Source organism: Neisseria sp. HMSC073G10, from assembly GCF_001812605.1.
Classification (GTDB): domain Bacteria; phylum Pseudomonadota; class Gammaproteobacteria; order Burkholderiales; family Neisseriaceae; genus Neisseria; species Neisseria subflava_A.
In genome coordinates, this window is sequence record NZ_KV809534.1 from 1 (window position 1) to 21,821 (window position 21,821).

A 21,821-nucleotide genomic window follows, 5' to 3' on the forward strand; every position below is an offset into this window, starting at 1 on the left:
CCGTAGCCGGTGGCGCACAGCTGAAACTGGCCAATGTATTGAATGTCGGTCAAGCGGCTCCGGTAAAAATCGATGGCGATAAAGGCGAAGTCAGCGGCTTGAGCAATACGACTTTGGGCGGCAGCGACTTTGCCCAAGGCAAACGTGCGGCGACTGAAGAGCAGCTGAATGCGGCCCAAGATCAGTTGGTGAATGTGTTGGGTGGCAATGCGGCCAATAATGGCGGCAACATCAGCATGACTGATATTGGCGGTACTGGTGAGAACAATATCCACGATGCAATCAAAGCCGTTAATGCAACTGCCAATCAGCCTTTGACTTTCGGCGGCGATAGCGGCAAAGACGTTGAACGCAAACCGGGTACGAAGCTGAATATTGTTGGTGGTCAAACCGATCCAGCCAAACTTTCAGACGGCAATATCGGCGTTGTAGCGAATGGCTCTGATAAGTTGGAAGTCAAATTGGCTAAAGACTTGGCAGTTGACAGCGTGAAAGCCGGTGATACCACAGTCAATACTGATGGCGTGAAAGTTGGTGATGTCAACCTGACTAAAGCCGGCTTGAACAACGGCGGCAACAAGATTACCAACGTTGCAGCCGGTACCGATGATACTGATGCGGTGAATGTTGCTCAGTTGAACAAAGCTGCGGCTGCGGCTAAGACTGAAGTCGTTCAAGGCGATAACATTGTTGTTACTCAGGATGTCGGTGCCAATGGCCAAACCATTTACAAAGTGGCGACCGATAAAAACCTGAAAGTCGACAGTGTTACCGCAGGCGATACCGTGATGAATAATGACGGTGTGAAAGTTGGCGATGATGTTGCATTGAACAAAGACGGCTTGAAAGCAGGCAATGTGAACCTGACCAAAGCTGGCTTGAACAACGGCGGCAATAAGATTACCAACGTTGCGGCCGGTACGGATGACACCGATGCAGTCAATGTTTCCCAACTGAAACAAGCTGCCGCTGCGTCTAAGACTGAAGTCGTTCAAGGTAAGAACATCGTTGTCACTCAGAAAACAGGCGATAAGGGTCAGACTGTTTACGAGGTGGCAACCGATAAAGACTTGGACGTTGACAGCGTGAAAGCCGGCGATACTGCAGTGAATACTGACGGTGTCAAAGTTGGTGACGATGTTGCATTGAACAAAGACGGCTTGAAAGCAGGCAAGGTAAACCTGACTAAAGACGGCTTGGACAATGCGGGTAACAAAGTAACCAACGTAGCGGATGGCGATCTCAACGCCAACAGCAAAGATGCCGTCAACGGCAGCCAGTTGTACGCAACAAACCAAAACGTAGCCAACAACGCTGCGACCATCGCCAAAGGCATCAACTTCGGCGGTACGACCGGCAGCAACAACTACGCGTTGGGTTCTACCATCAACGTCAAAGGCGACAGCAACATCATCAGCGAAACCGTAGCTGGTGGTGCTCAACTGAAGCTGGCTGACGAGATTAGCGTGAAGACAGTGAATGCCGATACATTCAAAGCAGGCGATACTGTGATGAATAACGATGGCGTGAAAGTCGGCGATAAAGTTGCGTTGAACAAAGACGGTCTGACCGCAGGCAATACCGTGGTCAACAACGATGGCGTAACCATCGCTGCACCGACTGAAAACAATCCAAACAACCAAGTCAAATTGTCTCCTGTCGGTCTGAACAACGGCGGCCAACGCATTACCAATGTAGCTCCGGGTAAAGACGGTACAGACGCGGCAAACGTGAACCAGTTGATTGGTTTGGGTACCGAGTTGCAGAACAACATCAACCAAGTAGGTAAGAAAGCCTACGCAGGTGTGGCCGGTGCGATTGCCCAAGGCTCGATTCCGCAAGTAACCCGTCCGGGTGCGACCGGTATCGGTGTCGGCAGCGGCTACTACGGTGGTCAGTCTGCCATGGCCATCGGCGTGTCTGCGATGAGCGACGGCGGCAACTGGATTGTCAAAGGCAACTTCTCGGCCAATACCGACGGTCATGTCGGTGTCGGTGCCGGTGCGCTGTATCAGTGGTAAGTTGGCAATGACAGGCAATTAGATTTGCTGCCTGAATAGGAAGGCCGTCTGAAATTTTAGGTTTCAGACGGCCTTTTTTTCTGAAAACACTTGAATTTAGGCTATATGAAACGATATGCTTCATCTATTTACCGTATGACTCTGAAAGAGAACAAATGAGCAAAACCATCCATTATTTGAAAGACTATGCCGCGCCAGCGTACCGTATTCTGAAAACCGACCTGCATTTCGATATTTTAGAACCGCAAACCATCGTCAAATCCAGTCTGACCGTTCAACCTGAAAGAGCAGGGGAGTCATTGGTATTGGATGGTTCGGCAAAACTGCTGTCTGTGAAAGTAAACGGCCAGGCCGTAGATTATGTGTTGGAAGACGAAAAACTGACGATTGCAGGCGTGCCGTCTGAAAACTTCACGCTGGAAGTGGAAACCGAAATTTTGCCGGCTGAGAACAAATCGCTGATGGGTCTGTATGCTTCCGGCGGCAATTTGTTTACCCAATGCGAACCGGAAGGTTTCCGCAAAATTACGTTCTACATCGACCGTCCGGATGTCATGTCTAAATTTACCACCACCATCGTTGCAGACAAAAAACGCTATCCGGTGTTGCTGTCTAACGGCAATAAAATCGATGGTGGCGAGTTTTCAGACGGCCGTCATTGGGTGAAATGGGAAGACCCGTTTGCCAAACCGAGTTATCTCTTTGCTTTGGTGGCAGGCGATTTGGCGGTAACGGAAGATTATTTTACGACCATGAGCGGCCGTAAGGTCAAAATCGAGTTTTACACCACTGAGACAGACAAACCTAAAGTCGGTTTTGCCGTGGAATCGTTGAAAAATGCGATGAAATGGGACGAGACACGCTTCGGTTTGGAATACGACTTGGATATTTTCATGGTCGTTGCCGTGGGCGATTTCAATATGGGTGCGATGGAAAACAAAGGTTTGAATATTTTCAACACCAAGTTTGTGCTGGCCAACAGCCGTACCGCGACCGATACTGACTTTGAAGGCATAGAATCTGTTGTCGGCCACGAATATTTCCATAACTGGACGGGCAACCGTGTGACCTGCCGCGATTGGTTTCAATTGTCGCTGAAAGAAGGTTTGACCGTATTCCGTGATCAAGAGTTTTCCGGCGACCGAGCCAGCCGCGTGGTACGTCGTATCGACAATGTCCGTATGCTGCGCTTGTTCCAATTCCCTGAAGATGCGGGACCGACTGCGCATCCTGTCCGCCCGGCCAGCTATGAGGAGATGAACAACTTCTACACCATGACCGTTTATGAAAAAGGTGCGGAAGTCGTGCGCATGTATCACACCTTGCTCGGAGAAGAGGGCTTCCAAAAAGGCATGAAGCTGTATTTCCAACGCCACGACGGTCAGGCTGTGACTTGTGATGATTTCCGTGCCGCAATGGCAGACGCAAACGGCATCAATCTTGATCAGTTCGCTTTGTGGTATAGCCAAGCCGGTACGCCGGTTTTAGATACTCAAGGCCGTCTGAAAGATGGTGCGTTTGAATTGACCATCAAACAAACCATTCCGGCTACACCCGATATGGCGGACAAACAGCCGATGATGATTCCGGTCAAAACCGGTTTGCTGAATGAAAAAGGCGAAGCGGTTGAATTTGAATATCAAGGCAAACGGGTGAAAGAGGTGGTTTTGGTATTGACTGAAGCTGAGCAGACTTTTGTCTTGGGCGGCGTCAATGAGCCGGTTATCCCGTCTCTGTTGCGAGATTTTTCTGCACCGGTTACCCTGAACTATCCGTACAGCGAGCAAGAATTGGCCACTTTGCTGGCGGCAGATGAAAATGAATTTGCCCGTTGGGAAGCTGCTCAAACCCTGTACCATCGTGCCATTAACGCTAACCGTCAGGCATTGGCGGAAGGCCGTCCTTTGCCGGAACACAAAGCATTGATGGACGCTTTGGCTTTGGTGGTTTCCAGTGACTTCGATCCAGCATTCCGTGCCATTTTGCTGCAAATGCCGTCTGAAACCGATGTATGGGCGGAAGAAGAAAATATTGATCCGATTCAGGTTCATCAAGCGCGAGAAGTCTTGCTCAATGCCGTTGCCGTCAAGTTCCTGCCTCAATGGCGCGAGCTGAACCGTCAAGCTGCCGAGCAAGAAAACCAGGCTGATGCTGCTGTTCGTTATGAATACAGCCCGGAATTGGCCGGCTGGCGCACTTTGCGCAATGCTTGCAGGGCATTTATCCTTCGTGCTGACGCAGCGCATATCGAACACGTTGCGGAAAATTACGAAGCAATGGCGCAAAACATGACCCACGAATGGGGTATCTTATCCGCAATCAACAGCAATGAAAGCGAAATCCGCAATCGTTTGTTGACACAATTTGCCGATAAATTCGCAGATGATGCTTTAGTAATGGACAAATACTTTGCTCTGATTGCCTCAAGTCGCCGCAAAGATACTTTACAGCAAGTTCAGACGGCCTTGAGTCATCCTAAGTTCAGTATCGAAAATCCAAATAAAGCCCGTTCTTTATTGATGAGCTTCAGTCGTAATATTCCGCACTTCCATGCAGAAGATGGTAGTGGATACCGTTTTATTGCTGATAAAGTGATGGAAATCGACCACTTTAACCCACAGGTTGCCGCCCGACTGGTGCAGGCTTTCAACATCTGCAACAAATTGGAAGCCACTCGAAAAGCCGTCATGACCAAAGAGTTGCAACGCATCTATGCACAAGAAGATTTGTCCAAAGATGTGGGCGAGATCGTCGGTAAGATTTTGAATGAAAAATAAAGAGCTTGTTTGTTGACCTTATTGTCATTTGGCAATAGGGATAGATAGACTAAAGGCCGTCTGAAACTAATTGGTTTCAGACGGCCTTTTTATATATCAACGCTTAAATCAATTTTCGTTGAGGGTAGGGAATAGAATAAAAAAAGAGCCTGCATAAAACAGGCTCTTTTTCATACTAATCCGAAGATTAGAATTTGTGACGCAGGCCAACCAAACCAGAGATGGTTTCAACTTTGTGAGGGCCAGACTCAGCACCACGCAACCAGCCGGCAGAAACCAGAGCGGTAGTACGTTTAGAGAAGTCGTAGTCAGCACCAACGATAACTTGGTCGTATTGAGTGCCTTTCAGTTTTTGACCGTCAACTTTAGCTTTGAAGCCGTGAGCGTAAGAAACGCGAGGAGTTACGTTACCAGCGCGGTAAGCGGCAGTAGCAGCAACTTCAACAGTTTCAACACCTTTGCCATCCAAACCAGCAGCAGTACCAAATACTACGTTAGAAGCGTTAGTACCAGCAGTGCGCATATCATCAGTTACAACACCGTTAGATTGGGCTTGAGCGTAATCACCCAAAGTTTCCCAGTTTTTAGCGTATTGACCAGCTACAGATACAAACAGGTTGTTAGCATCGTAACCAGCTACCAAACGTTGTACGTGACCGTCTTTAACATCTACAGAGTTTTTACGGAAACCACCAGCGTATTGACCGAAGAAACCAGAGTTTTCGTAGTTCAGGCCAGCGTAGTAAGTGTCACGAGAAGGAACTTTGTGAGCGTATTTGTCAGAAGGGTTAGCGTTGTCACGTGGAGTGTATTGTACGCTTGCGCTGAAGCCTGAGAATACAGGGCTGTCGTAACGTACAGACACTGCACGTTTGTCAACACGGGTAAATACAGACATATTCAAAGCACCGTTGCTGCTTTCCCATTGGTCAACGTTGTCGCTAGAGTCTTTAACAGTAGAGTTCAATTTACCGGCACGAATTTTACCGAAGCCACCTTCCAAACCGATGAAAGATTCGCGAGAAGCCCACTCTTTGTCGCCACCGGCGATAGAAGTGTTTTGTTCAACTTGCCAGATAGCATTCAAGTTGCTGCCCAAGTGTTCGTGGCCTTTGAAGCCGATGCGTGAACCGAAGTCAGCGATTTCAGTAGCAGTTTTAGAGCTTTTCTCTTTACCCAGTGCAGTAGCGGTTTTTTCACCCAATTTTACTTTGGATACTTCAACACCGGCTTTGATTTGACCGTACAGAGTTACGTCAGCCATAGCTGCAACAGGTAGAGCCGCCAAAGTCAGGGCAATCAGGGATTTTTTCATTGCTGTTTTCCTTTTTTAAGTGTGAAGAAGCGAGCATTCGTTCTTCTTATTACGATATCGTTCTGTTTCAACGATTCCATAACCATAATATAAAGGTTATGGCTTAAGAAAACAAATTTTCCTCTTGTTTTAGGCGTATTTTGTTGGGAAACGTTGTTTTTTGCAGACAGAGTAGGTATGGGAAATGGTCGTTTATTTCGTAATATGTTTTTTTAAAAGGAAATTCTAGGAGAACCATAAAAGACGGCTTATTGAGTTTGGAGTTTAAATGTTGTTTATATTGTTTTCAGACGGCCTTGTTGAGTGAGATTTATAGTGTATTGGGTTTTAAAATTATAAAAAACCTGCCTGAGTGATCAGGCAGGTTTCATTTGCTTGAAAGACAGATTAGTTTTTGTCTTGGTCAACCAGTTTGTTTTTAGCGATCCAAGGCATCATAGAACGCAGTTGTGCACCCACTTTTTCGATTTGGTGGTCGGCATTCAGACGGCGACGGGCAGTCATGCTGGCGTAGTTGGTTGCGCCTTCTTGGATGAACATTTTCGCATATTCGCCGCTTTGAATGCGGTACAGTGCTTTTTTCATCGCTGCTTTGGTTGCAGGAGTCACTACTTCAGGGCCGGTAACGTATTCACCGTATTCGGCATTATTGGAAATGGAGTAGTTCATGTTGGCAATACCGCCTTCGTACATCAGGTCAACGATCAGTTTCAGCTCGTGCAGACATTCGAAGTAGGCCATTTCTGGAGCGTAACCGGCTTCAACTAAAGTTTCAAAGCCGCATTTCACCAATTCAACTGCGCCACCGCACAATACGGCTTGTTCGCCGAACAGGTCGGTTTCGGTTTCTTCGCGGAAGTTGGTTTCGATTACGCCGCCTTTAGTGCCGCCGTTGGCTGCTGCGTAAGACAGGGCGATGTCTTTGGCTTTGCCGCTTTTATCTTGGTAAACGGCGATCAGGGAAGGTACGCCGCCGCCTTTCAGGAATTCGCTGCGTACGGTGTGGCCTGGGCCTTTAGGGGCAATCATGATAACGTCGAGGTCGGCGCGAGGTACGATTTGGTTGTAGTGTACGTTGAAGCCGTGAGCAAACGCCAATACTGCGCCTTCTTTCAAGTTTGGCTCGATTTCGTTTTTGTATACGATAGGTTGGTTTTCGTCAGGCAACAGAATCATTACAACGTCGGCTGCTTTGGTTGCTTCAGCAACGGTGCGCACGTCGTGGCCAGCTGCTTCGGCTTTTTTCCAAGAGCCGCCTTGGCGCAGACCGATTACGACATTTACGCCGGAATCTTTCAGGTTTGCTGCGTGTGCGTGACCTTGTGAACCGTAGCCGATGATGGCAACGGTTTTGCCTTTGATCAGAGAAAGGTCAGCGTCTTTATCGTAATAAACTTGCATTTTATTTCCTTAGTGTAAGAGGGTTCCGGATGATCCGGGTTGAGTTAAAAGTAATAGGGGCTTAAGCGGGGACTTGGTTCATCAAGACGATTTCCAATGCTTCGGTTTTTCCTTCGATGGATTTGACGAAGTTTTGGAAATGTTCGCTGGCATTGTGTTCGTCAATAGCTGCTTGGGATTTCCAGCTTTCTACGAATACGAAACGGTTGGGTTTGCCGATTTCTTGGTGCAGGTCGTAGCTGATGTTGCCTTCTTCTGCACGGCTGGCTTTGACCAATTCTTTAAATTGGGCAGCCAGAGCCTCGGTGTATTCGGGTTTGACGGTAACTAATGCAACGATTTGGATGCTTGACATATTTGTCTCCTACTGTTTTTCAGACGGCCTTTGTAGAAAGCAAAAGGCCGTCTGAACGATACAGCGTTAAATTTTCAAAATACGCTCGCCGCGGCCGATGCCGGCTGCGCCTGTGCGGACGGTTTCCAAAATTTGAGCACGGCCGACTGTTTCGAGGAAAGAGTCGAGTTTTTCGGTAGAGCCTGTGATTTCGATGGTATAGCTGCGGTCTGTTACATCAATAACGCTGCCGCGGTAGATTTCGGTCAATCGCAGGAATTCGTCGCGGTCTTTGCCGACGGCGCGGACTTTTACCAACATCAACTCACGTTCGACAAAACGGCTTTCGTTCAAGTCAACCACTTTGACAACTTCAATCAGTTTATTGAGTTGTTTGGTGATTTGCTCGATGACGTGCTCATCGCCGTGGGTAACAATGGTCATACGGGACAAGGTTTTGTCTTCGGTTGGGGCTACGGCCAGAGAGTCGATATTGTAATCGCGTGCGGAGAACAAACCTACCACACGGCTCATCGCACCTGATTCGTTTTCCATCAGAATAGATAAGATATGTCGCATTTTTCTCTCCTTACGCTGACAATGTTTCGCGCATATGCGGCGGCAGAACCATCTCGTCCAAGCCTTTGCCGTTGCCGACCATAGGCAGTACGTTTTGTTTCTTGTCGGTCAAGAAATCGAGGAATACCAGACGGTCTTTTTGGTTTAATGCTTCCAGTAACGCGCCTTCGACATCGGATTTCTTGTCTACACGGATGCCGATATGGCCGTAGGCTTCAGCCAGTTTGACAAAATCAGGCAATGAATCGAAATAGGTTTCTGATTCACGGTTGCCGTAATAAAGTTCTTGCCATTGACGGACCATGCCGAGGTAACCGTTGTTCAGTGTAACGACGTTAACCGGAACGCGGTATTGGAAGCAGGTCGACAGCTCTTGGATGTTCATCTGAATCGATCCTTCGCCGGTGATACAGAATACATCTTGATCAGGAGCGGCCAGTTTCGCACCGATGGCATATGGCAAGCCTACGCCCATTGTGCCTAAACCGCCGGAATTGAGCCATTGGCGCGGACGCTCGAATGGGTAATATTGTGCGGTAAACATTTGGTGTTGACCAACGTCGGAAGTAATGATGGCAGAATTATTGGTGATTTCGGCCAGTTTTTGAATGACGTATTGCGGTTTGATGATTTCGCTTTCATTATCAAACCACAGGCAGTTGCGCGAACGCCATTCTTCAATGCTTTTCCACCATTTATCCAATGAGTCGGCTGCAGGTGCAGATTCTTGCTTGTCCCACAATTGAATCATTTCGGACAATACGTTTTTCACGTCGCCGACAATCGGGATATCCACTTTGACGCGTTTGGCAATGCTGGACGGGTCAACGTCGATATGAATAATTTTTTTGGCTTTTTCAAAGAATTTGGACGGTACGGAAATCACGCGGTCATCGAAGCGCGCACCGATTGCCAGTACAACGTCTGCATTTTGCATGGCGAGGTTGGCTTCGTAAGTACCGTGCATACCCAGCATGCCCAAGAATTGGCGATCGCTGGAAGGGTATGCACCCAAGCCCATCAATGTACCGGTACAAGGAGCGCCGATCATGCGGACGAATTTGGTCATTTCTTCAGAGGCATTGCCCAAAACCACGCCGCCGCCGAAGTAAACAATAGGGCGTTTGGCGGAAGCCAGCATTTGTATGGCTTTTTTGATTTGACCGATGTGGCCTTGTACAACCGGTTGGTAAGAGCGGATGAAGATGTCTTCTTGCGGATAGCTGAATTTAGCCATTGCTTGGGTGACATCTTTGGGAACATCGACAACAACTGGACCCGGACGGCCGCTTGCGGCGATTTGGAAAGCTTTTTTGATGGTGTCTGCCAACTCAGCGATATTGGTCACCAAGAAATTGTGTTTGACACAAGGGCGGGTAATGCCGACTGTATCCACTTCTTGGAATGCGTCTGTCCCGATAAGGGAGTTGCCCACCTGGCCACTGATGACTACCAACGGAATGGAGTCGCTGTAAGCAGTGGCGATACCGGTCAGGGCATTGGTTACGCCCGGGCCGGAAGTCACCAAGGCAACGCCGACTTTGCCGCTGACACGGGCATAGGCATCTGCCGCATGTACGGCGGCCTGCTCGTGGCGAACCAGGATGTGCTTGAATTTATTGAGTTGGAAAAGGGCATCGTAGATTTCGATAACCGCGCCGCCCGGATAGCCGAATACATACTCGACACCTTCGGCTTTGAGACTTTGCACGATGATTTGCGCGCCAGATAATTGCATATTGACCTCTTTTATATGGTCTCAAACCAATAGGAACAATCCGCCTCACCACAGCACCTGTAATGCAATTCCACCAAGCAGCGATTTAGGGTACGCGCACTGAGGGAATACGATGACAGTCAGACTATCCAAGCAATTGGAAAGAAACACAGAGTTTGTGAAAAAGAGTAGAAACGATAACGCAATCCGACTGTACAAGCAAGACAAAATCTTTCATCTTTTAACGTTTAAGGAGTGAAAATAGATTATCGTTTGATTTTAAAGAAATAAAAAAATAGTTTTATTGAGCTTGATGTGGGGAGATTGTTGACAGTTTGAGTAAGGAGAAGGTTTTTGCAAATGAAGGATAGCAAAAAACCTCTTGACTGAATCAAGAGGTTTTTTTAATTTGGTGCCCAGGGTCGGACTCGAACCGACACACCTTGCGGCGGGGGATTTTGAGTCCCCTGCGTCTACCAATTTCGCCACCTGGGCTAGCGAAGAAGTCGTCATTATAGCGAGTTCTCGAATCTTGTAAAGCAGTAATTGAAAAAAAATTGGATTATTTTTATATTTGTTTGATTTTTAATGAATTAAACTTTTTACGTTTGATGGCTATCTAAATGGAAGGCAGATTTTAAAAACAAAAAAAGCAGTATTTATCTGCAAAAAGGGCTACATTTAATGTGTCAAACGCGTTAATATGAAGATGTTTTGTTTTTATATCGGCCGGGCGGTTGTTTGGCCTCACTTATTTGAAACGGTTTTGGAGAAAATTTATGCTTTCCGTTACACGAACTTTCCTACTCAGTGCTTTTGCGTTGGCTGCTCTGGCTGCTTGTCAGCCTAAAGAAGAGGCCAAAGAGGCTTCTTCGACACCTGCCGCTTCTGCTGCGCCTGCTGCTTCCGGTGAGTCTGCGCCCAAAGTGCAAGCGCGTGGTACCGATATGCGCAAAGAAGACATTGGCGGCGACTTTACATTGACCGATGGCGACGGCAAACCTTTCAGCCTGAGCGATTTAAAAGGCAAAGTGGTTATCCTGTCTTTCGGTTATACCCACTGTCCTGACGTGTGCCCGACCGAGTTGCTGACTTACAGCGACACTTTGAAACAATTGGGCGATCAGGCTAAAGATGTGAAAGTAGTATTTGTCAGCATCGACCCTGAGCGCGATACGCCTGAAGTAATCGGCAAATACGCCAAACAGTTCAACCCTGATTTTATCGGCCTGACGGCTACCGGCGATCAAAGCCTGCCTGTCATCAAACAGCAATACCGTGTGGTATCGGCTAAAGTTAACCAAAAAGAAGACAGCGAAAACTATTTGGTCGACCACTCTTCAGGTGCATATTTGATTGATAAAAACGGCGAAGTGGCGATTTTCTCGCCTTATGGCAGTGAGCCGGAAACGATTGCGGCTGATGTGAAAACATTATTGTAAAACCGTAGTTGAGGCCGTCTGAAATGGGTTGTGGATTTCAGACGGCCTTCTTGTTTTTGATACGGCAAAGGAGAAGAAAAAAATGACCGACACACTTTTAACGATTGCTTTATCCAAGGGGCGAATTTTTGAGGAAACCCTGCCGCTGTTGGCCGCTGCCGGTATTGTGCCTGCGGAAGAGCCGGAAAAATCGCGCAAGCTGATTATTGGTACGAATCATGACAATATCCGTTTGGTGATTGTACGCGCGACCGACGTGCCGACTTATGTGCAATATGGTGCAGCGGATTTCGGTATTGCCGGTAAGGACGTGCTGATCGAGCATGGCGGAGATGGCCTATATCAACCTTTGGATTTGCACATCGCCTCATGCCGCATGATGGTTGCGGTGAAAAAAGGTTTTGATTACGCTGCTGCGTCCAAACCCGGCAGCCGCTTGCGGATTGCCACCAAATATCCCGACATCGCCGCCGAACACTTTGCCGATAAGGGTGTGCATGTGGACATCATCAAACTTTACGGCTCGATGGAGCTTGCGCCTTTGGTCGGTTTGAGCGACGCGATTGTCGATTTGGTTTCCAGCGGCAATACGTTAAAGGCCAATGGTTTGGAAGCTGTGGAACATGTGGCTGATATTTCCAGCCGCTTGGTGGTCAACAAAGCGGCGTTGAAAACCAAATATGCGCTGTTGAATCCGATTATTCAGGCATTTGAAAATGCCGCTAAGGCCGTCTGAAAAGTTTTTGGCAAAAATTGTCTGCCAACCCAGTTTGAAAGCCCCGTCATGATGCAAAGCAAACCGACACTCGATACGATTCTTTCCCATCGTTCCATCCGCAGGTTTACTTCCGAACCGATTGCCGATGAAATCCTCGATACGCTGGTTCGTGCCGGACAGCAGGCTTCGACTTCCAACAACCTGCAATGCGTTTCCATCATTCGCGTATCGGATCTTGCGCTGAGGCAGGGGATACATGAAGCGGCTGGAAGCGCACCTTATATTGTCCATTGTGCGGAATTTTTATTGTTTTGCATCGATTTCTCCAAACACAAGGCAATGTTTCCCGATGCGCAAATTGATTGGGCGGAAGTCACCCTGATTGGCGCGGTCGATGCAGGCATTATGGCGCAAAACGTATTGCTTGCCGCAGAATCACTTGGGCTGGGCGGCGTGTATATCGGCGCGTTGCGCAATAATGCACAAAAAGTGTCGGACGTATTGAACCTGCCGGATTATTGCGTGCCTTTGGTGGGATTGTGTCTTGGTTATCCGGACCAAGACCCGCCGCTCAAACCGCGCCTGCCTAAGGAAATGGTCTATGCCGAAAACGCCTGTCCGAGCCTGAATGCCGAGGCGGTTGAAGCCTATAATCAGGCAGTGGCGGATTATTATGAGTTACGCAAGGGTAGCCCGATACCTTGGAAGGAATCGCTGGCCAAAACCTTGGGCAATCCTGTACGGCCGCATATGTTGGCGTTTTTGCAGAAAAAAGGTTTTTTTAAAAGATAATGTTCAGACGGCCTGTGTGTGACTGAGGCCGTCTGAAAACAATAGGAATGAAACAAGGAAGAGAGCAAACCATGAAGAAACTCGACACCCAATCCCCTGATTTTCAAGCCGAACTCAAAACACTGCTTGCTTTTGAAACCGCGCAAAACCCTGAAATCGACCGTATTGTTGCCGACATCTGTGCCGATGTTCAAAAACGCGGCGATGCGGCGCTGATTGAATACACCAACCGTTTTGACGGTACATCCGCTCAAACCATCGATGATTTAATCCTGACGCAAGATGATTTGCAGTCTGCGTTTGAGCGTTTGCCTGAAAACATTCAGACGGCCTTGAAAACGGCCGCGAGACGGGTGGAAAGCTACCATGAACACCAAAAAATGGAGTCGTGGACTTACGAAGACGAAGACGGCACGCTTTTGGGCCAACAGATTACGCCGCTTGACCGTGTCGGTATTTATGTTCCGGGCGGTAAAGCTGCTTATCCGAGTTCCGTCATCATGAACGCCATGCCTGCCCACGTTGCCGGTGTGAAAGAAATCATCATGGTCGTTCCCACTCCGAAAGGTGAGCGCAACGATATCGTGTTGGCGGCTGCTTTTGTGGCCGGTGTAACTAAAGTGTTTACGGTCGGCGGTGCGCAGGCGGTTGCGGCTTTGGCCTATGGTACGGAATCTGTGCCTCAAGTCGATAAGATTACCGGTCCGGGCAATGCTTTTGTCGCTGCGGCCAAACGACGCGTGTTCGGCGTGGTCGGTATCGATATGGTGGCAGGGCCGTCTGAAATTTTGGTGATTGCCGATGGTACGACACCTGCCGATTGGGTGGCCATGGATTTGTTCAGTCAGGCGGAACACGATGAAATTGCACAAGCGATTTTGATCGGTACTTCTCAAGCGTATTTGGACGAAGTTCAGACGGCCATGAACCGCCTGATTGAAACCATGCCTCGCCGTGCGATTATTGAAGCTTCATTGGGCAACCGCGGCGCAATGATTTTGGCTAAAGACTTGGACGAAGCCTGCGAAATCGCCAACTATATTTCTCCCGAACACTTGGAGCTGTCGGTCGAGAATCCGCAAGAGTGGGCGAAAAAAATCCGCCATGCCGGCGCGATTTTCATGGGACGCTATACCAGTGAAAGCCTTGGCGACTATTGCGCAGGGCCCAACCACGTTTTGCCGACCAGCCGCACGGCGCGTTTCTCTTCTCCTTTGGGAACATATGATTTCCAAAAACGCTCCAGTCTGATTCAGGTTTCAGAACAAGGGGCGCAGAAGTTGGGCAAAACCGCCAGCGTGTTGGCGCATGGCGAAAGCTTGACCGCGCACGCCAGAGCGGCTGAGTTCCGTTTGAAAGACTGAGTGAAACGTTTAAGTCGTAAGAAATCAAAAAAGGGCATCTAAACAGATGCCCTTTTTATTGTGATGAAGATTTTAGCTGAGAAGGCGTCAGGCCGTCTGAAAACAGGTTTAACGGTTTTTCAGCCAGTCATTACGCATTTGTGCGGCTTCTTCAAAATAGCGGTAAAGCTCGGTTTTGTTGCCGTCTGAAAGGAGCTGTTCCAATTTGGATAATTGCTCTTTCAAATCGCTGGTCAGTTTGAGCAGGGCAGGGCGGTTGGCCATGCAGATGTCTGTCCAAACGGCAGGATGGCTGGAAGCGATGCGGGTAAAGTCACGAAAGCCGGTGGCGGCATAGGGGAGGTAGTCTTTGCCGTGCGGATGGTCAACCAAAGCGTGGACATAGGTAAAGGCGGCCAAGTGTGGCAAGTGGGAAACGGCGGCAAAAATATTGTCGTGTTCTTCGGCGCTCATGGTCGAAATTTGCGAACCAACCGCCTGCCACAGGCTTTTCAGCCGTCTCAGGCCGTCTGAAGCCTCTTGGCCGTGTAGCGTAATAATCAGGCGGCTGTTTTGAAACAAACCGCAACGCGCGGATTTTGCCCCGCTTTGATCGGAGCCGGCAATCGGGTGGGCGGCAAAACATTGCGGCAGGCGGTTGGATAAGTGGGTGCGGAAGGCATTGAGTGCCGATTGTTTGGTGCTGCCGACATCGGAAACGCAGGCGGTGTCTTTTAAGAAGGGCTTGATGTCGCGGCATACGTCAGGTAGGACGGAGACAGGCGTGGCAATCAAAACCAAATCGGCATTGCTAATGCTTTCGGCGCAAATATTCGGATAGGCATGATCGATGATGCCGCATTCGAGTGCGTAATTGAGGTTGTCGGCATTGGTGTCGATACCGGTAACGGTTTGCACCAGTCCCAAGCGTTTAAGGTCGAGCATGAACGAGCCGCCGATTAAACCGACACCGATAAGGGTAATGTGGGGGAAAAAGGCGGAAGTGTTCATGGTTTGGATCCGGTACAAGTGGAAAAGCTTATTTTAATCTGTCATCGAGGCCGTCTGAAAGATGGAATCAAGGTTTCAGACGGCCTTTTTTATGGTCGAATTTTCATGATTTAGGCATAGAAAACTCCGTTTAGTAGGAGCATGTAACCGATTATCAGATTTTCATACACTAAAATAATCATCTGAATTAGTATAACGTCTTAAAGTAAGTAATTGGTATCTTAAAGTAAATTATTACATCATATTTTATTTTGATTGATATCGAATAAAATAACTCACTCAGAAAGAAGGAATTTATGAGTTTTTCACAAACCGAATTAGTCAACGCAATGCGTTTGCTTTCTACCCGTCTGCCGCAATTTCCGGAGCAGCAAAACCAAGTATCCCGTATGTTGCGCATCGTAACCGAACGTTTGAGCAGCCATTTGAACGAAAACCTGAAAGCATTCGGCATCAATGAAAACCTGTGGTTTTCCCTGATGGCGGTTTACGTCAGCCCGAACAGCGAAATCCTGCCTTCGCGCTTGAGCGACCTGATGGACTTGACGCGCACCAGTGCGACACGCCTGTCGGACGATATGGTTGAGCGCGGCTGGGTAGAGCGTTATATCAATCAGAAAGATCGTCGTCAGATTGTGCTAAAATTGACCCCTTCGGGTGAGACCTTCATCCACGAAGTATGGCCGCAAATTGCCCGTCAGAGCGGCCAGGCGTGGGAAGATTTCACGAAAGAGGATTACGATACGCTGCAACACCTGTTGGGTAAACTGTTGAACCGTTTGGGCAATTAACAACAGACGGCCTGAAGGTCTGCGGCAGACACACATAAACGGAGTCTGTATGAAATTAGGTTTGGTCAAATCAAGCGTGTGCGTTGCCGCTGTTTCGCTGTTGGCGGCATGTGCGCCGTTCGGCAAACAGTCGCCTTTGGATGAGACAACAGCCTATCCGCTGCCGCAAGGCCAATCTGCCGCTACTGCCCAAGACGGCTGGTGGATGAAGCTGAAAGATAAAAAATTAAACAATTTGATTGCTTCTGCCATTCAGACATCTACCAATCTGCGTGTCGTCAAGGCAAGGTTTGAGCAGGCTCAGGCGCAGCTGGGCGTTGTAGGAGCCGCAAACAAACCGCAAGTCGGCTTGGGTGTAACCGGTATCGGTACCTATGTTTCACCCAAACCTCAAGCTGGTATGGTCGATACTGACCATACATTGGTTTTGGCGCACGCAGCCTTACAAGGCAGTTTGGTTTTCGACTTTTGGGGTAAAAACCGAGAGCAGATTCAAGCTGTTTTAGGAAAAAGCAGGGCTGCGGTGTATGAAGCTCATCATATCCGCACCGAGTTGGCTCACGCCGTTGCCGCCCAATATTTTGCGTGGCAGATGGCGACAGAACAATTGGCTTTGTTGGATACGCGTATAGAGCTGGCGGATAAAGCATTGAAACTGATGCAACAACGCGTTAAAGCGCAGCTGGCTCCTGCCGATGCCTTGCACGCTCTGGAAATGGCGCAACAGCAATTACAGCTTGAAAAATCGGCATGGACTCAGAAAAATGAGAAAATCCGCAACAGTCTGGCTGTATTGACTGGCCGTGTACCGGGTGTATTAAATGGACAGATTCCGGAAAAAATGGCGGCTGTGCCGTCATCGCCGGTTAGCCGTATTGAGGCGGATTTGCTGGCGGCCCGCCCCGATATCGCGGCGCAAAAAGCCTTGCTTGAGGAGAAATGGCATATCGTCAAATCGACCGAAGCAGAGTTTTACCCGAATATCGAGTTGAAAGTTTTGGCAGGTATGACGCACATTGATGCGTTCAATCTGATTCGCGGACGGACTTCCGGTATGTTGGGCATTGTTCCGGCTTTGAATCTGCCATTGTTTACTTCTGGGGCGTTGCAATCCAAATTGGCGGGTAAACGTGCCCAGTATAACGAGCAGGTTGCCGTGTATGACCAAACTGTTTTGAATGCCATGCGTTCGGCGGCAGATGCCGTAGTCGACTATCAAAGCCTGAAAAGCAGACAAGATACTTGGAATAAGATGGTCAATATCGCCGATAAATCTGTACAAAATGCGAAAGGACGTGTTCGTGCAGGTTTGGATAACGGCTTGACCGCTTTGCAAAAACAAGACGAAGCTGCGCGTACAAAAATGTCGGCGGTTCAATACCATGCAGAATATCTGACAGCTTGGAGTAACCTCAATGCCCAGTTGGGCGGAGGCTTTAAATTAAATAAGAAATAAACGTTTTATTAAAACGTAGGCCGTCTGAAAGTGATTTCAGACGGCCTTTTGCTTACCTTATTTACATTTGCTACCGGAAGAAATTATTGTAATGAATAGAGTGTAACTATAGAATATGAACCTTTAGCGCGTTAAACGCGCGTATTGGGGACTGATGGTATAAGTCAGCGCCCAGCAAGACAATAATATCGTTATCACATGTGCAGAATTAAAGTTAGGACTTATGGATACTCAATCGGAAAAAAATAATGTCCAAAAAGAACCGGAAGTAGTCGCTTCCGGCGCTAAAACGCATCGCAAACGCAATTTGGTTATCGTTACACTCCTATTCTTTATTGCGGCAGCAGGAGTCGCTTTGGCGTATTTCCTGTTTTGGCAGCATGAAGAAGAAACGGAAGATGCTTATGTGGCCGGTCATTTGGTGATGATTACGCCGCAGGTGAACGGCACGGTGCGCAAAGTCATGTATGACGATACGGATGTTGTGAAAAAAGGTGATGTGTTGGTGGCTTTGGACGACAGCGATTTTCAGCTGGCATACGATCGCGCGCAAAATGAATTGATTCAGGCCATCCGTCAAAACAAACAGCAAACTGCGGTCAATTCAAAAGCCAAAGCGCAAGTGTTGTTACGCAAAGCCGATTTGGCCCGTGCGCAAGCCGATTTGCGCCGCCGCGAATCTTTGGCGGGTACGGAAGCGGTTTCCGGAGAAGAACTCAGCCATGCCCGTGCCGCTGTGGTTCAGGCTCAGGCTGCATTGAAAGCGGTTGAGGCGGAAGAAGTTTCTGCTCAGGCAGCGTTGGGCAGTAATATTCCTCTGCGCCAACAACCGGCAGTTCAGACGGCCATCAGCCACATCAAAGACGCTTGGTTGAATTTGCAACGTACGCAAATCCGTTCGCCGATTAGCGGCCAAATTGCCAAACGCAATGTCCAAGTCGGCCAACGTATCGTGCAAGGTACGCCGATGATGGCTGTTGTGCCTCTGTCTGAATTGTGGGTGGATGCCAACTTTAAAGAATCGCAACTGCGCAAAATGAAAATCGGCCAGCCTGTTGAAATGACAGCCGATTTGTACGGCAGTAAAGTGGTTTACCATGGCAAGGTAATGGGCTTGTCGGCCGGTACGGGCAGTGCGTTCTCATTACTGCCGGCACAAAACGCAACGGGCAACTGGATTAAAGTTGTGCAACGTGTACCGGTGCGTATCAGTTTGGATGCTAAAGAATTGCAACAAAATCCGCTCCGTGTCGGTTTGTCGATGACTGTTAAAGTCGATATTGCCGAGAAGGGCAGCGGTAAAGCCATGACTGCCGAAGCGGAACGAAATACTGCCTTGCCGGAAACGGAAAGTGTGGATTGGAAAGCCGCCGATGCTTTAGTCGATAAAATCTTCGAGCAATACGCAAAATAATCTTTTCAGACGGCCTGAGTCTTTTATTGAAGGCTCAGGCCGTCTGAAATATTGATTCTCTTCAATCGACCGCTTTGGCGGTTGTCTTATAGTTTATAAATATGAATTATCCGCCTTTACAAGGGTTTAAGCTGGTGTTGGCAACTTTGGCGCTCAGCTTGGCCGTATTTATGGAAGTCTTGGACAGCACCATCGCCAACGTTGCCGTGCCTGTTATTGCAGGGGATTTGGGTGCGGCTACCACGCAGGGAACTTGGGTGATTACCTCATTTGCCGTAGCCAATGCCATCTCTGTTCCCTTGACAGGTTTTTTGGCCAAGCGGTTCGGCGAGGTCAAAATCTTTATCGCCGCTGTGATCGGGTTTGTCGTAACGTCATGGCTGTGTGGCATTGCACATAATCTTCAAGCCTTGGTTTTTTTCCGTGTATTGCAAGGCTTCATCGCCGGGCCATTGATTCCCTTGTCCCAAAGCCTGTTGATGGCTTCCTATCCGCCTGAAAAACGAACATTGGCACTGGCATTATGGGCAATGACCGTCGTTGTTGCTCCTGTATTGGGGCCGATTTTGGGCGGTTGGATCTCGGACAACTGGCATTGGGGATGGATTTTCTTTATCAATATCCCGATCGGGATTTTGTCTGCAACTATTGCTTGGAAGCAGCTTCGACACAGGGAAACTGAAATCGTCAGGGCGCCAATCGATTATGTCGGGCTGGTGTTGATGATTGTCGGTGTCGGTGCATTGCAAATGATGCTTGATAGAGGTAAGGAATTGGACTGGTTTGCCTCGGGAGAGATTATCGTTTTGGGTGTTACCGCTTTGGTGTTCCTAACATATTTTATTGTTTGGGAGCTGGGCGAGAAATACCCGATTGTCGATTTATCATTGTTTAAAAATAGAAACTTCACGATAGGCGTTGTTGCCACATCGTTGGGCTTTATGGTCTATATGGGCACATTGACTCTGCTGCCTTTAGTGTTGCAATCAAATCTCGGCTATACCGCTACTTGGGCAGGTTTGGCTGCTGCGCCGGTGGGTTTTTTGCCGATTATTCTGTCGCCGATTATCGGTAAGTTTGGTAATCGCGTCGATATGCGCCTGTTTGTCAGCGCCAGCTTCTTGGTGTTTGCCTACACATTCCATTGGCGAACCGATTTCTATGCCGGCATGGATATGAGCAACGTCGTTTGGCCGCAGTTTTGGCAGGGTTTAGGCGTAGCCATGTTCTTCCTGCCTTTGACCAGTATCACGCTGTCGCATATGAAAGGCAACCAAATTGCCTCAGCCAGTAGCCTGTCTAACTTCTTGCGTGTCTTTATGGGCGGTGTAGGAGTGTCCGTTGTCAGCACTATGTGGGAACGGCGCGAAGCTCTGCACCATACTCAACTGACCGAACATATTAATTCATTGTCCTCAATCAGCAACCAATCTATTCAAGGCATGATGGCCAATGGCCTGAGCAAAGAACAAGCCCTGGCTGCGATAAATAGTACCATTTCCCAACAAGGCTTTATTATTGGTTCAAATGAAATCTTCTTGGCAGGCAGCATCATATTTATCAGCATGATTCCCATTATTTGGCTGGCAAGACCTCCGTTTAGCGGTTCCGGCGGGGGAGGGCATTAGATAAAAGGCCGTCTGAATTTCAGACGGCCTTTTATCTATTATATTATTTAAAACTCAATAGCAGGTCCCTAAATGCATTTGGATCTTTAATAAACGTCATTTCTCCTGATTGAGGGAAATGGAAATCAAGTAGGCGAGATACCCAGAAACGAATACATCCGGCTCTTTGTGCAGTAGGAAAATACGCGTGTTCTTCATCAGATAATGGACGTACGCTTTCATAGCCATGGATAAAGGCATCATAAAGGACAGGGTCTAATTTGTTATCAGCTGTTCGTGCCCAATCGTTAACCGCAATTGCCAGGTCGTACATGAAATTACCGTTACACGCATAATAGAAGTCGATAAAGCCGGAAACTTCATCTCCATTAAGCAATACGTTGTCCTTAAATAAATCGGCATGGATAATACCGGAAGGTAAATGCTCTCCTAGATTTTCATCTAAAGCTGCAATTTCAGATTGAAGCAGTGCAGCATCCTCAGAATCTAAAACAGGCAGCAACTGAGTGCAGGCATCGCGCCACCAGTCATCATAACGAGGATTTTTCATTTTTAAAGGAAAGTCTTGGCCGGCTAAATGCATTTTGGCCAGCATAGCACCGGTATGGAAGCATTGAGCTTCAGTTGGCCAGCCGGTATCGGAGCCATTCAAACAAGTAACCAAACAAGCCGGTTTTCCGGCCAAAATAGAATGCAGTCCGCCATCTTTACGAGCAATCGGAGCAGCGCAGGCAACACCATTCAGACTCAAATGCTGGTTGAGTTCTAAAAAGAAAGGCAGTTCATCTGATTTTAAAACCTCAAAAACAGTCAAGACATAACGACCGGTTGAAGTTGTCAAAAAATAATTACTATTAGTAATTCCTTGAGCAATCCCCTGCAAAGAAACAAAATCTCCCAAATCATATTGCAGAAGGAAGTCACGCATTTGAGCGTCGGAAACACTTGTATAGACAGACATAGCAAACTCGAGGCTGATATAAAGGATCAAAGAAACATCATACCAAAAAACAAGCGGCAACAATATAAATTAAAGCGAAGGTCAAATTCAAAAGGCCGTCTGAAAGAGCAATTCAGACGGC

General features: G+C 48.1%; 17 protein-coding genes and 1 tRNA gene. 10 read left to right on the top strand and 8 right to left on the bottom strand.

The window, feature by feature from the left end:
- Both HMPREF2865_RS07375 and pepN read left to right on the top strand, forming a co-directional pair.
- The coding region (locus tag HMPREF2865_RS07375; protein WP_210399357.1) for a YadA family autotransporter adhesin at positions 1-2,021 on the top strand (2,021 nt) is incomplete at its 5' end.
- Positions 2,022-2,176: 155 nt separating this feature from the next.
- Positions 2,177-4,798 carry an aminopeptidase N gene (gene pepN, locus HMPREF2865_RS07380; RefSeq protein WP_070646592.1) on the top strand — a complete coding sequence of 874 codons (2,622 nt, stop codon included), beginning with the start codon at positions 2,177-2,179 and terminating at the stop codon, positions 4,796-4,798.
- A gap of 187 nt (positions 4,799-4,985) precedes the next feature.
- Here the strand turns inward: pepN and porB are convergent, their stop codons facing one another.
- The 6 genes from porB to HMPREF2865_RS07410 all read right to left on the bottom strand — a co-directional run bounded on the left by porB (position 4,986) and on the right by HMPREF2865_RS07410 (position 10,639).
- Positions 4,986-6,113 (bottom strand): trimeric porin PorB, encoded by a 1,128-nt coding sequence (gene porB / locus HMPREF2865_RS07385; RefSeq protein WP_070646593.1) that lies wholly within the window; start codon positions 6,111-6,113, stop codon positions 4,986-4,988.
- A gap of 387 nt (positions 6,114-6,500) precedes the next feature.
- Positions 6,501-7,514, bottom strand: a complete 1,014-nt coding sequence (ilvC, locus tag HMPREF2865_RS07390) for a ketol-acid reductoisomerase (RefSeq protein ID WP_070646594.1) — start codon at positions 7,512-7,514, stop codon at positions 6,501-6,503.
- 61 nt (positions 7,515-7,575) lie between these two features.
- Entirely contained in the window at positions 7,576-7,869 is a 294-nt protein-coding gene (locus HMPREF2865_RS07395) for a putative quinol monooxygenase (protein WP_070583491.1), read from the bottom strand.
- Between the two features lie 66 nt (positions 7,870-7,935).
- A complete protein-coding gene (gene ilvN / locus HMPREF2865_RS07400; RefSeq protein WP_003748480.1) occupies positions 7,936-8,427 on the bottom strand; it encodes an acetolactate synthase small subunit in 492 nt (163 codons plus the stop codon).
- Positions 8,428-8,437: 10 nt separating this feature from the next.
- Entirely contained in the window at positions 8,438-10,165 is a 1,728-nt protein-coding gene (gene ilvB / locus HMPREF2865_RS07405; RefSeq protein ID WP_070646595.1) for a biosynthetic-type acetolactate synthase large subunit, read from the bottom strand.
- A 389-nt stretch (positions 10,166-10,554) separates the two neighbouring features.
- Positions 10,555-10,639, bottom strand: a tRNA-Leu gene (locus HMPREF2865_RS07410).
- Positions 10,640-10,923: 284 nt separating this feature from the next.
- Between HMPREF2865_RS07410 and HMPREF2865_RS07415 the strand changes: the two genes are divergently transcribed.
- The 4 genes from HMPREF2865_RS07415 to hisD all read left to right on the top strand — a co-directional run bounded on the left by HMPREF2865_RS07415 (position 10,924) and on the right by hisD (position 14,460).
- Positions 10,924-11,586 (top strand): SCO family protein, encoded by a 663-nt coding sequence (locus HMPREF2865_RS07415; RefSeq protein ID WP_003680035.1) that lies wholly within the window; start codon positions 10,924-10,926, stop codon positions 11,584-11,586.
- A gap of 82 nt (positions 11,587-11,668) precedes the next feature.
- Entirely contained in the window at positions 11,669-12,322 is a 654-nt protein-coding gene (gene hisG / locus HMPREF2865_RS07420; RefSeq protein WP_036473098.1) for an ATP phosphoribosyltransferase, read from the top strand.
- Positions 12,323-12,370: 48 nt separating this feature from the next.
- Positions 12,371-13,096 carry an oxygen-insensitive NADPH nitroreductase gene (gene nfsA / locus HMPREF2865_RS07425; RefSeq protein ID WP_070646596.1) on the top strand — a complete coding sequence of 242 codons (726 nt, stop codon included), beginning with the start codon at positions 12,371-12,373 and terminating at the stop codon, positions 13,094-13,096.
- Positions 13,097-13,167: 71 nt separating this feature from the next.
- Positions 13,168-14,460, top strand: a complete 1,293-nt coding sequence (gene hisD / locus HMPREF2865_RS07430; protein WP_070646597.1) for a histidinol dehydrogenase — start codon at positions 13,168-13,170, stop codon at positions 14,458-14,460.
- A 108-nt stretch (positions 14,461-14,568) separates the two neighbouring features.
- Here hisD and HMPREF2865_RS07435 read toward each other — a convergent pair whose 3' ends face one another.
- Positions 14,569-15,450: a prephenate dehydrogenase gene (locus HMPREF2865_RS07435; RefSeq protein WP_070646598.1), complete on the bottom strand. Its 882-nt coding sequence runs from the start codon at positions 15,448-15,450 to the stop codon at positions 14,569-14,571.
- A gap of 296 nt (positions 15,451-15,746) precedes the next feature.
- Between HMPREF2865_RS07435 and HMPREF2865_RS07440 the strand changes: the two genes are divergently transcribed.
- The 4 genes from HMPREF2865_RS07440 (at position 15,747) to HMPREF2865_RS07455 (ending at position 20,739) form a co-directional block, all read left to right on the top strand.
- On the top strand, positions 15,747-16,241 hold the full coding sequence (locus HMPREF2865_RS07440) for a MarR family transcriptional regulator (RefSeq protein ID WP_004521040.1): 495 nt from the start codon (positions 15,747-15,749) through the stop codon (positions 16,239-16,241).
- Between the two features lie 49 nt (positions 16,242-16,290).
- Positions 16,291-17,697, top strand: coding sequence for an efflux transporter outer membrane subunit (locus HMPREF2865_RS07445; RefSeq protein WP_004521041.1), 1,407 nt, complete (start codon positions 16,291-16,293; stop codon positions 17,695-17,697).
- Between the two features lie 223 nt (positions 17,698-17,920).
- Complete coding sequence (locus HMPREF2865_RS07450) at positions 17,921-19,111, top strand: HlyD/EmrA/EmrK family protein (protein ID WP_070646599.1); 1,191 nt, start codon at positions 17,921-17,923, stop codon at positions 19,109-19,111.
- Positions 19,112-19,212: 101 nt separating this feature from the next.
- Positions 19,213-20,739, top strand: coding sequence for a DHA2 family efflux MFS transporter permease subunit (locus HMPREF2865_RS07455; RefSeq protein ID WP_070646600.1), 1,527 nt, complete (start codon positions 19,213-19,215; stop codon positions 20,737-20,739).
- Positions 20,740-20,782: 43 nt separating this feature from the next.
- Here the strand turns inward: HMPREF2865_RS07455 and thrB are convergent, their stop codons facing one another.
- Positions 20,783-21,700 carry a homoserine kinase gene (thrB, locus tag HMPREF2865_RS07460; protein ID WP_070646601.1) on the bottom strand — a complete coding sequence of 306 codons (918 nt, stop codon included), beginning with the start codon at positions 21,698-21,700 and terminating at the stop codon, positions 20,783-20,785.
- Between the last annotated feature and the right edge of the window lie 121 nt (positions 21,701-21,821).

Bases quoted from the DNA above. Each gene is read 5' to 3' on its own strand.
- ilvB (WP_070646595.1), bottom strand. From the start codon at position 10,165: ATGCAATTATCTGGCGCGCAAATCATCGTGCAAAGTCTCAAAGCCGAA.
- ilvC (WP_070646594.1), bottom strand. From the start codon at position 7,514: ATGCAAGTTTATTACGATAAAGACGCTGACCTTTCTCTGATCAAAGGC.
- porB (WP_070646593.1), bottom strand. From the start codon at position 6,113: ATGAAAAAATCCCTGATTGCCCTGACTTTGGCGGCTCTACCTGTTGCA.
- HMPREF2865_RS07450 (WP_070646599.1), top strand. From the start codon at position 17,921: ATGGATACTCAATCGGAAAAAAATAATGTCCAAAAAGAACCGGAAGTA.
- HMPREF2865_RS07415 (WP_003680035.1), top strand. From the start codon at position 10,924: ATGCTTTCCGTTACACGAACTTTCCTACTCAGTGCTTTTGCGTTGGCT.
- HMPREF2865_RS07440 (WP_004521040.1), top strand. From the start codon at position 15,747: ATGAGTTTTTCACAAACCGAATTAGTCAACGCAATGCGTTTGCTTTCT.
- HMPREF2865_RS07395 (WP_070583491.1), bottom strand. From the start codon at position 7,869: ATGTCAAGCATCCAAATCGTTGCATTAGTTACCGTCAAACCCGAATAC.
- HMPREF2865_RS07455 (WP_070646600.1), top strand. From the start codon at position 19,213: ATGAATTATCCGCCTTTACAAGGGTTTAAGCTGGTGTTGGCAACTTTG.
- HMPREF2865_RS07435 (WP_070646598.1), bottom strand. From the start codon at position 15,450: ATGAACACTTCCGCCTTTTTCCCCCACATTACCCTTATCGGTGTCGGT.
- HMPREF2865_RS07445 (WP_004521041.1), top strand. From the start codon at position 16,291: ATGAAATTAGGTTTGGTCAAATCAAGCGTGTGCGTTGCCGCTGTTTCG.
- ilvN (WP_003748480.1), bottom strand. From the start codon at position 8,427: ATGCGACATATCTTATCTATTCTGATGGAAAACGAATCAGGTGCGATG.
- nfsA (WP_070646596.1), top strand. From the start codon at position 12,371: ATGATGCAAAGCAAACCGACACTCGATACGATTCTTTCCCATCGTTCC.
- pepN (WP_070646592.1), top strand. From the start codon at position 2,177: ATGAGCAAAACCATCCATTATTTGAAAGACTATGCCGCGCCAGCGTAC.
- hisG (WP_036473098.1), top strand. From the start codon at position 11,669: ATGACCGACACACTTTTAACGATTGCTTTATCCAAGGGGCGAATTTTT.
- thrB (WP_070646601.1), bottom strand. From the start codon at position 21,700: ATGTCTGTCTATACAAGTGTTTCCGACGCTCAAATGCGTGACTTCCTT.
- hisD (WP_070646597.1), top strand. From the start codon at position 13,168: ATGAAGAAACTCGACACCCAATCCCCTGATTTTCAAGCCGAACTCAAA.